Below are 13,146 nucleotides of genomic sequence, written 5' to 3' on the forward strand. Positions count from 1 at the left end.
CTCATCGTTAATTGATCATCCAGCGGTTAAGAAAAGAATAATTTGGACATAATTTTTACGGTAGTGTAGGCAAAGGTGCTGGCGGTAATGCAGGCCCTAACGCCATTAGGCAGTTTATCCGTAATAGCACCCAAAACTTCACCTATGACAATAACGGTAATAGGCTCACGGTTGATGGTGTAACGTTAACCTATAACGACCAAAACAAGCCGTTAACGGTTGACCGCAATAATGTAAAAAGCACCTTCAGTTACGATGCCAATGGTAACCGCTATAAACAGATTAAACATCAAGGTGGCAGTATTGTATCAACAACGTATTATGTGGGCAGTTTTGAGCGTGAAGTGACCTTAAGCAGTACGGTAGATAAAACCTATATTGGTGACCACACCATTAAGATGAAAGCCCATGTGGGCAGCTTAGGTAATCAATCACCGTTCCAGCATGTACTGCGCGACCACTTAGGCAGTGTCGATACCTTGATGGATGCCAAAACCGGAGCAGTACTGCAGCACCGTGGTTATGATGTATTTGGTCGTCCAAGAGACATTGCTGCAGGTAATAACCTGTTAACTAGCTGGCAAGGTGTCACCAGAGGCTACACCGACCATGAGCATTTAAATGAGCAAGAGCTTATTCACATGAACGGGCGGATATACGATTTCAACATCGGCCGCTTTTTAAGTGTTGACCCGTTTTTGCAGTTCCCAGAGAATAGCCAGAGCGCGAACCCGTATTCGTATATTTTGAATAACCCGATGAGTGGGGTTGATCCGACTGGGTATAGTGCTGAAAAGAAGGATGAAGTTGATCCAGAACCAGACGAAATAAAATAACATGGCCACCCATTCCTGTTAAATAAAATAACATGGCCACCCATTCCTGTTGGCTAAATATTCAACACTGAACTAGGCTTTATTTACCCTTTCACAAACGGTAATTAAGATGGCCAGACCAAGACAGACGATCGTTAGCCTGGAAGATACGCCTTACTATCACTGCTGCTCTCGTGTGGTGCGTAAGGCATTTCTTTGCGGTTTTGATAAATCCACAGGTGAGAACTTTGAGCATCGACGCGAGTGGGTCGATTCACGCATTCTTGAGTTAGCGACCATTTTTGCTATTGATATTTGTGCCTATGCCGTGATGAGTAACCATCTGCATGTGGTGTTAAAAGTTGATGCTGATAAAGCAAAACAGTGGTCAGATAAAGAAGTGCTCATTCAATGGCATAAGGGCTTTAAAGGTACGTTACTCACGCACAAATACCTTAAAGAGGAAGACCTTAACCAGTTTGAACTTCAAACGGTTAATGAATGCATTACTGAATACCGTAAACGCTTAATTGATATCAGTTGGTTTATGCGCTCACTCAGTGAGCCTATAGCCAGAATGGCCAATAAAGAAGATAAGTGCACTGGTCGTTTCTGGGAAGGGCGTTTCAAATCTCAAGCACTACTCGATGAAGCTGCAGTATTAGCCTGTATGGCCTATGTAGATTTAAACCCAGTCAGAGCCAAGATGGCCACAACCCCTGAAACCTCAGATTACACCAGTATTCAACGTCGAATAAATTCAGCAATGAAAGGTGAGCAACCAGCTGAGCTATTACCGTTTGTGGGAAATGAAAGACTCAATATGCCTAACGGGCTCATGTTCAGCGTGAAAGATTACATTGTACTAGTTGAAGATACCGGTCGGATTATTCGAGAAGATAAGCGTGGTGCCATTAGCTCAAGCAGTCAGGACATACTGAATAGGCTAAACATCCCCGCAGAGAATTGGCTTAAAATCACTACAGAGTTTGGTGCATTATTTAAAGGTGCAGTCGGAGCGCTACCTGCCTTAACTGAATACTGTGAGCATTTAGAGCGAAAACGACGACAAGGCGCGGCAAATTGTCAGCGTTGGCTGTGCGCGTAAGTCATCATCCCAAATAAAATTACAATTTTTCTTATGCTTGATAGCTATCAATGTTCTCTGCTGTGCTAAATTTCTTAGATGACACATAAATCACTCATTTAACGATAATATTTTAGCTATATCGATAAAAATTGATGAGCTGATCACATCAATCATAAGCCTCGCCAAAGCCATGAAAACGAGTTATGTTATTTGTTCAAGAAATGGGTGGCACTGGTACGTTTCTTATAAATTAACTTCAGTTTCAAATGGCGAGAAGAACTTTTCCATATCATTTGACGGTAATGGTGGCGGTACCGCGCAGGTTGGTAAAACTACAGGAACCGTTAGCTTACATAAAGGAAATAGTAGTACCAATGTAGATAAGGTGGACATTTCTGGCTCTAAACGGGGCGAAAAGAAAGGCAAAGTCCATGAAGCGGATTTCGAGGTTGTAATTGCTGATGACTTTGAAGATGGCTGGGCTGACCCTCATTATGCAGCTAAAGCATTTTATGACCGAAATGAGGCGGCATATCAGTTAACCGATAAAGACTCAGAGCTCATGGGATTCGTTGTCCAAGGGGATAATGGGAATTACTACTTCACCACAGCAGAAAAGGTCTCTGTGTAGTGGCATAGTTATTTTGGCCACCTAAATAGAGGTGATATTATTACCTCGTAAATTACTTTAGGTGAACACATGAGATCGACAACCCGAAAAACATTTAGTCCTGAATTCAAACTTGAAGCAGCCCAATTAGTCCTAGATAAAAACCATAGCATCATCGAAGCTGCAAAGGCGATGAACGTGGGTAAATCAACCATGGATAAATGGGTGAGACAGTTAAAACTAGAACGCCAGGGTGGCACGCCAAAAGCCTCTCCCATTACCCCTGAACAAATTGAAATTCGTGAGTTGAAGAAACACATAGCACGTATTGAGGAGCATAATCTAATCCTAAAAAAGGCTACCGCTCTCTTGATGTCAGACTCGATGAACAATTTGCGCTAATCAGCCAACTCAAGCAGAGCCACTCTATTCTCACAATTTGTAATGCATTCAAAGTGCATCGAAGTAGCTATAAATATTGGCTAAAAAGAAAAGAGCATATTGATGCTGATTTTACAATTTTATGCAGTGAAGTGAAGACCGCGCATCGTATTAGTAATGGCTCTGCCGGTGCTCGAACGATAGCGCAATTAGTGACTAACAAAGGGATTAAACTTAGTCGTTATCGAGCCCGTAATCTCATGATAAAGCTTGGGTTAGTCAGTTGTCAGCAGCCTAAGCATGCTTATAGGAAAGCAACACAAGAGCATGTAGCTATCCCTAATACGCTTAATCGACAGTTTGCTGTTACCCAACCAGATCAAGTGTGGTGTGGCGACGTGACGTATGTTTGGGTCGGTAATCGTTGGGCATATTTAGCGGTTGTTCTAGATTTATTTTCCCGCAAACCTGTGGGATGGGCTTTGTCATTATCGCCAGATAGTGAACTGACGTGCAAAGCCTTGAATATGGCGTTTGAGTTAAGGGGTAAACCTGAGAATGTGATTTATCACAGTGATCAGGGTTCGCATTATACTAGCTTGAAATTTAGGCAGTTATTATGGCGTCTTCAGATTGAGCAAAGTATGAGTCGTCGCGGGAATTGTTGGGATAACGCACCAATGGAGCGTTTCTTTAGAAGTTTGAAATCTGAATGGGTACCTGTAAATGGTTATGGGAATTTTACAGAAGCAGACAAAGCGATCACAAATTACATCACTGGATATTACAGTGAAACTAGGCCCCATCAATATAATGGTGGGTTAACGCCAAATGAGTCAGAACGTTTATATTGGAATGACTCTAAAACCGTGGCCAATTTTACTTGACCACTACACTGCGACATTTACGGTGTCGGCACTCATAAGAAAACCAAGCGGCTGGGGCTCGAGAAAGAGTTGGAATGCACTTACTGTTCACACTCATCCCGGAGGACATGGAAATCAGGAGGGTTTCAGTAAAACAGATGCTCAAGCAGTTCTTAGTGGTTCAACTGCCGGGTATTACGTTCGCACCCCTAAAGGCGACGTTAGGTTTATAAACGAATCAATCGCCAAAAGAACCAGAGAGAGGTGGGGAGCTAAAGGTGAATCAATATGCTCTGGAGGGGCGCCATGTATGACACCGTATGGTTCGTCAAATTAAGGATTGAATAATGCTAAACACTATAAAAGTAACATGCTTGTTTATTATGTTTGTTTCTACGGGGTGCGCAATGGCCGAAGATTACCAAAGGACCTCAGAGCCATTACCGAAGGCGTCACCTAGAATAATCGTTGTTGAGAGTTCACCAACAACGAAAAGCGCTATCAGTAATTATTCTGGGTTGTTTGCTACATTGATGGTTAGGCCAAAAGTAAGGAATGGTGAATACTGGAAACCAAAAGGGTTGCGAGAAGCTGCTATGGAGTTAAACAGAATGTTGCCTCCAAAGTTTATAAAACGATTTTCGAAATACTATGGTCTAGGAAATAGCCTAGAGGCACTCAATGGCTACACGCCCGACAGTGACATAGAAGAGCGCCAGTACGACCTTGACCAATACCTGATAAACATTTGGGGCCTTGACACAAATTCAAAACTAGGAGTGGAATTTCAATGTATGGGAATCTTTGAAAGAGACCTTCATAAGTTTTATGTTTTCTGGGCTGGACTTGAAGCTGAAACAAACGGTATGAGCATTGAAACTGATATTTCAACTGAGTATCACAAACTTAAAAGTTATTTAAAAAAAGAGTGTGGCTTTTAGATTCGTACTGACTTTTGCTGGCCGTATCCCTGCGGGATCCGGCCCTTACTTTACCAACCATAATCACTGCTTCACCCCACTTCAGCATCAGCAACAACCCCACACCATCTCCAAAATATTCCAATTTTAGACTATAATCTCGAAAGTTATGGAGAGCCGAATGAGTAATATCAGCAACTTAGAAGATTACAGAACACCCACCCCAAACACCGAAAACTCGAAAGTTACCAATACCCGCAAATATAAAGATGTTCGTGAGCGTGAGTATCTAACATCATCAGAGATTGAACGCATCAGCAAAACTGAAAGCCTAGTCGTTGCATTATGGATAAAGCCAACTTCAATTGACAATTTTTCATTTCAATCATATAGTCAATCTTAGTTAGCAATTGCAGACTTTGAAGATGCAAATCTCTGCAACCAAATGAATTTAAACGACTATTTTACCTATTTAATTCGAGAGTCTGGGTTCAAATCCCTATCCCTCCGCCACATTCAACGAGAAAGCCTCATCAGAAATGATGAGGCTTTTTTGTTTTGGCGAAAGATAAAACTTTGAACCCCAGGTGCCTCTTTATTACAAGCAAGCTATCCCTCAGCCACATTCTAATGAAGAGGCCTTATCGAAAGAGAAGGCTTTTTTATTTGCGCGAAAAATAGGAATTTAAACTGAGTGCTCCTCTTTCTTTTACGCAAGCTACGTAATTGTCTATCGCGACAATAGTTATCTTCGCGTCAGCATTATTCTCTATTTCAGGGTGTTGGCACTTGAAATTTCTCAAGCAAAAATACCTTTAAGTTAGCTATGCTAATATCAACCTAAGGTGGGATTTTCTGAACGATTCAATTTTTGTAAAAAGCGCAGGCTAATTGACTTACGTTATGACTGACGGTGATTTTAGGCTTTGTAAAATGCTGCAGTCTTTAATTTGGTGGCTTTTACAACAAGAGGCAAGGGTGGCTAATGATTGCTCTAATAATGCCAGCTCTCGCTGGGTTTGTTGAATACGTGCCAGTTGCTCGGCAATAATGTTATCTACCAGGAGGCATGAGGATTTGGGGTCTTGTTGGGTATCAACTAGGCGTTTAATGTCATCTAATGCAATGTTTAATTCTCTGCATCTTCGGATAAAAACTAGTGTTTCTATGTCTTTTTGTTGGTAATGACGATAGCCATTATCAGTGCGGACTGGGGCGCATAGTAACTCAATTTGCTCATAATATCGGATTGTTTTTACTGATACTTGGGCTGCTAATGCCAATTCACTTATTTTCAACTTGACCTTCCCCTAGCTGTAACCTTTAGACTTGAGCATATCATTTTTAAGTCATGTTTTGTAAAAGGAAGTTGTATGTTTAGCTATTCTGCAGCGGCATCGTTAATTTTGTCACTGGGTATAACAAACTTAAGTCAGGCAAGCACTGCCGACAATTTGATCCATAGCCCTGATAATAGCGAAACCCATTCGCACACTGAGCAAACCCATGCCGATGAGCATGATGAGCATGAAGATGAGCATGATCACGAAGAAAAAATGGAAACCATTATCGTGCAAGCCACGCGTTCTGGACGTATTGCCGATGAGCAGCCCATTCGTGTTGAATTAATTAACCGTGAAGAAATTGAAGAAAAAGCCGCGATGCGGCCTGGTAACATTTCTATGCTAGTGGCTGAGACGGGTGGGGTTAGGTTGCAAACGACGTCTCCGGCTTTAGGCAGTGCAAATATTCGCCTCCAAGGTCTGTATGGTCGTTATACACAACTATTGGCTGATGGTTTACCGCTTTATGGTAATCAAGCGTCATCAATAGGCTTGTTACAAATTCCGCCAACTGATCTTAGCCGGGTAGAAATTATTAAAGGCTCGGCGTCATCACTTTATGGTGGCTCTGCCTTGGGCGGGGTGATTAACCTGATATCTAGAACCCCAAGTGATGAATTAAACGGTGAGGTGTTAGTAAACTCAACCACTCGAGCTGGTCAGGATGTGACGACTTATATTGAATCGCCGCTGAGTGAGGATATAAAAGGCTCGATAACTGCTGGTTCTCATTATCAAGATGAGCAAGATATTGATAATGATGGCTGGATTGATTTGGCTGGCTATGAAAGGTATACCGTGCGGCCTCGAATATTTTGGCAAGGGGACGCTGGGCAAACACTGTATGTGACTAGCGGCTTGATGTCAGAGCAACGAACGGGAGGAACCCTAGGCGATAATAAACTTGCAGATGGTCAATCATTTGAGCAATCACAAGACTCAGATAGGCTTGACGCTGGTGTTGTGTTTAGCCTTCCGGTATTAGAGTCACTGACCTTTAATACGCGAGCCTCGGCTATGGTACAAGAACACACGCATATTTATGGTATTGACTTAGAAGAAGATAAACACGAGAGTTATTTGCTTGAAAACAGCCTTGCGGGTTATACAGATAACAGTGATTGGGTTGTCGGTTTAGCGTATCAGTCAGAGGTTTTTACCTCAAACACCTTTCCAGTGTTTGATTATTCCTATGAGGTGCCAGGTGTATTTGCTCAGCTTGATTATACCCATTCGGAACAAATCACAACCTCATACAGTGCTCGAGTCGATGAGCACAGTGAGTACGGAACCCAATTTAGCCCAAGAGTATCGCTACTTTATCGACCAAACAATTTAACCATAAGAGGCTCTTATGGACAGGGATATTTTGCGCCGACTCCTTTTGTTGAAGAGATTGAAGCTGCGGGATTATCAAGATTAGCCCCCATTGAGAATTTACAACAAGAACAGGCTAAAACCGCATCGTTAGATTTCACTTATGCTTTTGAAAATGCAGAGACGAGCCTGACTTTTTTTGGATCTAATGTTAATAATGTGACTGGGTTAGTGGATTTTTCTTCGGGTAACAACGGCACATTCGACGCAGTTAGATTAGTTAATGCTGAAGGGACAAGTGAAATTAGGGGATCTGAAGTGTTGCTGCGTTACTATTTGGGTGACATTAAGCTCACCGCAAGTTACTTGTATTTAGACACAAGTGAAGAGTCACCCGATAGTTCAGAACGAAGAGAGATAGCGTTAACCCCACGTCACTCTGCGGGTTTTGTTGCTATGTGGGAGCAACATGGCAACTTTAGAATGGGCTTTGAATCCTATTACACCGGTACCCAAAGGGTTAACGATAACCCATATATTGATGAAACTAATCCTTATTGGCACCTTGGGTTAATGGGAGAGATAACGTATGGGCGAGCAAGTTGGTTCATTAATTTTGAGAACTTACTCAATGTAAGACAAACTGATGAGCACCCACTTCTGTTACCTAATAGAATGCCCAGTGGCCAGTGGACCACAGATATTTGGTCCCGTAACGATGGGTTCATTGTTAACGCAGGTGTCAGGCTGAAATTTGGCTAGTGTTTTACTTTTAATATGATTTCTTTGCATTCAACAAAAAGCCTCATCAAATATGAGGCATTTTGCGGCATTTTGCGTTAACAGACTCTATTGAAAAGATAAGCGAGTATAGAATGCCTGTGCCGTTTACCGGTTTCTAATCGGCATCGTTCATTTCTTCGACGCTTGCATAATAGCCAAGTCAACCACCATCTTTGCTCAGTCATCATTAGGAAATAGCTTGCGGTTCTTGATGGCATTAGTGGTATAAATTGCCTTTCGAATGTCTTAACCGTGGGCAAACAGCGTATTGAGATTAGCCCAGTTTCTGTGACAAGAGGCTGAGATATGCAGCTAGTTTGTTCTGGTCTAATGAAAAGTCTCGCTACTGATTCGTGACAGGGCAGTCGCCTTTTCTAAGCCATCAACACCATAGTTTATCAAACCTACACTAATGATTTTATACGTCTCTTATTGGCTGCTGCTAAAAGTTAAACAGAGATAAGACTGTTTCGAAGCTCCAAAAGCATCTGAAATGCTGCAGAACCAGGTATGTTATAAGGATTGAATTCTGTTGAGGTTGAAAATTTTAAATTAATGGGCCCCATATTTTTAGTTGCAGGCACATATGCCATATCCCAAGAGCTAAACTCTCTTGAATATATCTCGCAATATTCAATAATCACAATGTTGGAATGGCGTGTATCGGTTACAATTTTATTATAAGTCTCATTAACGCTTTCTCTACTACCTTCGATGCATTGAATAAAATAATTATTATTAAAGCAGAGCATTCCAGTCATACCATTTTTAGCATTATGCAAACGTGCTTTTGTGAGTATGTCCTCTAAAGACGATTCGCTAATAAAATCTGTCACTGTACTTACGTAGATTAAACGAGTTAGAAACATACTATTCTCTTATAGCTAGGAAAAAGTTAAATTAAATATAATAGAACTATTACAAAAAGCTATGTAATAGCCATGAATAAAATCTTTCCTGTAGCACTCTTACTGCTAGGGATATTTTATTAGGAACTGGTTGAGTAAAAATGTTGAGCTTTTAAAAAGCCAGTTCTGCGAACTGAATGGTAAAGTATTCTATGCTCTTTTTTGTTTATAAAGTGCCCATTATGCACCATAAAACCCAGTGTGATACAGCAATCGCTTTTGAACATAAACTTTTTGCTAAATGAAATTAATAACCATAAAAACGACCAAAATAGTACTTTTGTATGCTGCTAAAACAAAATGACATGAGCAATTATAATCATCATAAAGAGATAAGTTATCTTTCTCGAATACCTCCTAAAAAGCATAATTTATTACCTTGAACCACTCTAACCCTTATGTTAATGTTTTGTTAAATCTAGATTGCCTAGCAGTGGTGCGCTAATTTTGGCAATGATCAGAGATAAGAAAAAAATAAAAATTATATAAATAAAATTTGCAGTTAAGGAATTACTGTCTACTCTTTTAATATAAAAAGAAATTAAGGATAGTCTCTTGAAAGAAAAGCATTTTATGTCATCACCATTTGTAGCTTTGGCGATAGGCTCATTTATCGCTTTTTGCATTTCTTGGTTATTGATGAATTGGGTGCCAGTAGTGGTTGCTTTATTTATTGCAGTACTTATCTGCACTCTATCTGGCGGTTTTGCACTAAAATTGATAACGACTAGCTCCACTGTTAATCACCAAACTACGGCTGTGAAAAATATGATTTCAAAGCCAACCCTCACTAATGATGTTGACCAATTACAACAACAATTTCTGGACACATTAAAATCAACCCTACTCGAATGCAAACAAAATGTTGACGATGTAAATAATGTGCAATCGGATGCTATTGAAACCCTTGTTACTTCATTTTCTCGATTAAAAGAATTGGCAGAGCTACAACAAGATCGCGTAATGCAGTTGTTAGAGTCTGAAAATGATGAGCATGGAAATAGTTGGTTGACTTCATTTGTTCAAGAAACCAGTAAAACTCTTGAACAGTTTGTTGAAACAACAGTCAATATGTCAGCATCTTCAATGGAACTAGTCGAAAAAGTCGGTCGAATTAATACTATGGTTCCTGATGTGATGAAGGCGATGAAAGATATTGATCAAATCGCATCACAAACCAACTTACTTGCACTTAATGCAGCAATTGAGGCTGCACGTGCAGGCGAGGCCGGGCGCGGATTTGCCGTGGTAGCAGATGAGGTTAGGTCGCTTTCTACTCGGTCAGCGGGTTTTAGTAATCAGATCCAACAGAAACTAAAAAATATGGCAGTGCAAATTGAAACTTTAACTGCTGACATTGGTGGCGTCGCCTCGCAAGATGTTACTTATGTAATGCAATCGAAAAAAAATGTCCACATTGCCATTGATAAATTAATGGAAAACGCTACAGGCAATCGAAAGCATACTTCAGCTCTTGATGAACATAACCAAATATTACAACAGTCTTTGAATGATGCAATGCGAGGGCTGCAATTTGGAGATATTAACTCACAAAACCTGTCTTATACCGCTGAACAATTAGCCCAAGTTAATACACAATTAAATATATTGATGGAACCTGGTGGTATGGAAGATGAAGCTAAGATACAAGGGTGTAATGAAAGCCTTGTACAATTTAAAATTCAAAAACATAACCCTGTTTCGGCCAGTTCTATGGCAAGTGGTGATATCGATTTTTTCTAGAAAACAGACATCTACAATGAAATACCATTGAGGACAAGTACTTTGGATAATTATAGTATTAGGTTACCAAACCGTTTTGATTTTAGTTACCACAAAACATTCAACCAAGAGGTTGAATCATTAGTTGCAAAAACGGGTATTAAAGAAATCCAATTAGACTTCTCTCAAGTGAACTATTTAGACAGTTCTGCGCTAGGAATGTTAGTTTTATTATCAAAGAAAAATGAGAAAGGTGTTCGTGCAAAACTGATTATTAAAAGCGCTCATGGTAGTGCTTTGGAAATCCTAGAAATTGCAAAAATGACAAAACTTTATGCCTTCATTTGAACTTTTTTACGACAGTCGCCCACCTATATCAGTTTTGATTATTGAGGATAATCCTGTTTGTATTTTGATGTACAAACAATTCTTTATGGAAAAAGGAATAAAAGTAGTTGTATGTACATCAATAGAAAAAGCAAAAAAAGAGATTAATAGACCACGATTAAATTATGAATTGGTGTTACTGGATAATCATTTACCCGATGGGGAAGGGATTAAGTTTGTTTCACAGCTGAAAGAACACTTACCTATGGCGGCGATTATTATTGTCAGTGCCAATAGTGATACCGATTTTTTTGTTGAAGCATTCACACAAGATATTGACGATATTGCATTAAAGCCAATTAAGATGGATTTATTATGGCTAAAAATGAAAAGGTCAATTCATCAGCGTTACTTAGAAAAAGTTAATAATACACAACGTGTAGCAATAAATATTTGGCGAGATTCACAATTACAGGAGCAGGCGCTGGCTAAACATTTATTTGGCGCCATGCATGGAAAAATTCATTTAGATATACCAGCAATAAATTATTGGATTAAACCTTCATCATTATTCAGTGGCGACGGCATTATCCACTGTAATGGTCCAGACGGCAGTCATTATGTGATGTTAGCCGATGCAATGGGGCATGGCTTAGCCGCCGCAGTGTCGCTTATGCCAATGATGCAGGCATTTGGGGCCATGACAGAAAAAGGCTTACCACTGTGTAATATTGTTTTTGAACTCAATAATAAGCTAAATCATTTTTTGCCAGAAGATCGTTTTGTGGCGGCAGTCATTATTCATTTGCAACCAAACAATAAAACTATTGATATTTGGAATGGAGGTATGCCACCAGTCATTATAGTCGATGAGCAATACCAAATAATTAAGCAGATAAAATCTGAGAATATGGCATTGGGTATTTTGTCCGATAATCAGTTTAGTGTTAATTCAGAACATATTGATTTGCTAGATAACCAAAGGGTAATTCTTTTCAGTGATGGTGTTATCGAAACTCCATCTAATAAAGGAAAAATGTTAACCATAGATGATCTGGTTTCGTTACTAAAGTTACCTGGAGAACCTTTAGAAGGTGTTAAACAGCATTTTAATGTTGAATGTGAATCGCCACAAGACGATATATCTGTTGTGCTAATAGATACTCACTATATTTTACAGTCCTTTATAGAAGAGGATGAATTAACAGCTGTTCAAGAGAGTGCATTTTTTATTGAACACACATTACAGGGAGCATCACTCGATTTGTTTGATATTCCAGGACATTTGTGTGAATTAATATCTAAGCAACTGCCATTATCCTTGGTGACTAAAGTCTTTACTGTGTTATCTGAGTTATATACTAATGCATTTGAACATGGCGTACTCGAGTTAAATAGTGAAATTAAGTCACAAGAAAATGGCTTTTTAGCTTTTTATGAAGAAAAAATGGAAAGATTAAATCATTTATCTAATGACAATAAAATTATATTAAAAGTTCAGTGGCAAAGCCACTTACAGCGCTTAGAAATCTATATCGAAGATAGTGGTCATGGTTTTTTTAAGAATGATATAGAACCGAGTAATTTGTCTAAAAGCTACGGCCGAGGCTTAACTTTAATTGAGCACTTAGCTGAAACCCTTGAAATTATACCTCCTGGAAATGCTGTAAGGGTGGTATTGGTTGGAAAACATAAACTATGAGTAAAAGCATTTTAGTTGTCGATGATTCAGCTTCAATTCGTCAAATGGTAGAAGCAACACTTAAGTCAGCCAATTACCAAGTGACATTGGCTTCAGATGGTCAAGAGGCCTTTGATTTATGTAAAACAAAAATTTTTGACTTCGTATTAACAGACCAAAATATGCCACGTATGGATGGACTAACATTAATTAAATCATTACGAGGGTTACCTGCCTATCGGACGAAAGCTATTGTGGTATTAACTACCGAAGCAAGCGATGAAATGAAGGCTCGCGGTAGAGCGGCTGGAGCAACTGGCTGGATGGTTAAACCATTTGATCCAGATAAGCTTTTGCAAGTAGCTTCCAAAGTGTTGGGATAA

14 protein-coding genes and 1 pseudogene are annotated in these 13,146 nt (G+C 39.7%); 11 read left to right on the top strand and 4 right to left on the bottom strand.

Annotated features, from left to right (window positions below; all coding sequences use genetic code 11):
* Positions 1–323 precede the first annotated feature (323 nt).
* Positions 324–836 carry an RHS repeat domain-containing protein gene (locus ACRWQM_RS07670; RefSeq protein WP_434931762.1) on the top strand — a complete coding sequence of 171 codons (513 nt, stop codon included), beginning with the start codon at positions 324–326 and terminating at the stop codon, positions 834–836.
* Positions 837–945: 109 nt separating this feature from the next.
* On the top strand, positions 946–1,923 hold the full coding sequence (locus tag ACRWQM_RS07675) for a transposase (protein WP_238106405.1): 978 nt from the start codon (positions 946–948) through the stop codon (positions 1,921–1,923).
* 225 nt (positions 1,924–2,148) lie between these two features.
* Here the strand turns inward: ACRWQM_RS07675 and ACRWQM_RS07680 are convergent, their stop codons facing one another.
* On the bottom strand, positions 2,149–2,298 hold the full coding sequence (locus ACRWQM_RS07680) for a hypothetical protein (RefSeq protein WP_434931763.1): 150 nt from the start codon (positions 2,296–2,298) through the stop codon (positions 2,149–2,151).
* Here ACRWQM_RS07680 and ACRWQM_RS07685 point away from each other — a divergent pair.
* From ACRWQM_RS07685 to ACRWQM_RS07700, 4 genes are all read left to right on the top strand, one after another.
* Positions 2,291–2,536, top strand: a complete 246-nt coding sequence (locus ACRWQM_RS07685; protein WP_434931764.1) for a hypothetical protein — start codon at positions 2,291–2,293, stop codon at positions 2,534–2,536. The genes ACRWQM_RS07680 and ACRWQM_RS07685 overlap by 8 nt on opposite strands.
* A gap of 69 nt (positions 2,537–2,605) precedes the next feature.
* Positions 2,606–3,783, top strand: a protein-coding gene (locus tag ACRWQM_RS07690; RefSeq protein WP_434929781.1) for an IS3 family transposase whose coding sequence is annotated in 2 segments (ribosomal slippage) — positions 2,606–2,864 and positions 2,864–3,783 — 1,179 coding nt in all. Because the reading frame shifts where the segments join, the coding sequence is not laid out codon by codon here.
* Positions 3,784–4,169: 386 nt separating this feature from the next.
* Positions 4,170–4,703, top strand: a complete 534-nt coding sequence (locus tag ACRWQM_RS07695) for a hypothetical protein (RefSeq protein WP_248972368.1) — start codon at positions 4,170–4,172, stop codon at positions 4,701–4,703.
* A gap of 160 nt (positions 4,704–4,863) precedes the next feature.
* Positions 4,864–5,085, top strand: a complete 222-nt coding sequence (locus ACRWQM_RS07700; RefSeq protein ID WP_182723310.1) for a hypothetical protein — start codon at positions 4,864–4,866, stop codon at positions 5,083–5,085.
* A gap of 493 nt (positions 5,086–5,578) precedes the next feature.
* Here ACRWQM_RS07700 and ACRWQM_RS07705 read toward each other — a convergent pair whose 3' ends face one another.
* Positions 5,579–5,980 (bottom strand): MerR family transcriptional regulator, encoded by a 402-nt coding sequence (locus tag ACRWQM_RS07705; protein WP_434931765.1) that lies wholly within the window; start codon positions 5,978–5,980, stop codon positions 5,579–5,581.
* Between the two features lie 75 nt (positions 5,981–6,055).
* Between ACRWQM_RS07705 and ACRWQM_RS07710 the strand changes: the two genes are divergently transcribed.
* Positions 6,056–8,104, top strand: a complete 2,049-nt coding sequence (locus ACRWQM_RS07710) for a TonB-dependent receptor plug domain-containing protein (RefSeq protein ID WP_434931766.1) — start codon at positions 6,056–6,058, stop codon at positions 8,102–8,104.
* A gap of 153 nt (positions 8,105–8,257) precedes the next feature.
* On the opposite strand, the pseudogene ACRWQM_RS07715 reads toward ACRWQM_RS07710, so the two are convergent.
* Both ACRWQM_RS07715 and ACRWQM_RS07720 read right to left on the bottom strand, forming a co-directional pair.
* Positions 8,258–8,431 (bottom strand): annotated as a pseudogene (locus ACRWQM_RS07715) (IS256 family transposase); the annotation flags it as partial.
* 143 nt (positions 8,432–8,574) lie between these two features.
* Positions 8,575–8,994 (bottom strand): BLUF domain-containing protein, encoded by a 420-nt coding sequence (locus ACRWQM_RS07720; RefSeq protein ID WP_434931767.1) that lies wholly within the window; start codon positions 8,992–8,994, stop codon positions 8,575–8,577.
* A 1,125-nt stretch (positions 8,995–10,119) separates the two neighbouring features.
* On the opposite strand from ACRWQM_RS07720, the gene ACRWQM_RS07725 reads away from it, so the two are divergent.
* From ACRWQM_RS07725 to ACRWQM_RS07740, 4 genes are read left to right on the top strand one after another with little or no spacing between them, the layout of a single operon-like run.
* Positions 10,120–10,776: a methyl-accepting chemotaxis protein gene (locus tag ACRWQM_RS07725; RefSeq protein ID WP_434932002.1), complete on the top strand. Its 657-nt coding sequence runs from the start codon at positions 10,120–10,122 to the stop codon at positions 10,774–10,776.
* Between the two features lie 42 nt (positions 10,777–10,818).
* On the top strand, positions 10,819–11,103 hold the full coding sequence (locus ACRWQM_RS07730) for an STAS domain-containing protein (RefSeq protein ID WP_434931768.1): 285 nt from the start codon (positions 10,819–10,821) through the stop codon (positions 11,101–11,103).
* Positions 11,090–12,784, top strand: a complete 1,695-nt coding sequence (locus tag ACRWQM_RS07735) for a SpoIIE family protein phosphatase (RefSeq protein ID WP_434931769.1) — start codon at positions 11,090–11,092, stop codon at positions 12,782–12,784. The genes ACRWQM_RS07730 and ACRWQM_RS07735 overlap by 14 nt, the downstream gene beginning before the upstream one ends.
* A complete protein-coding gene (locus ACRWQM_RS07740) occupies positions 12,781–13,146 on the top strand; it encodes a response regulator (RefSeq protein ID WP_434926307.1) in 366 nt (121 codons plus the stop codon). The genes ACRWQM_RS07735 and ACRWQM_RS07740 overlap by 4 nt, the downstream gene beginning before the upstream one ends.

Source organism: Shewanella sp. HL-SH5, from assembly GCF_051163755.1.
Lineage (GTDB): Bacteria > Pseudomonadota > Gammaproteobacteria > Enterobacterales > Shewanellaceae > Shewanella > Shewanella glacialimarina.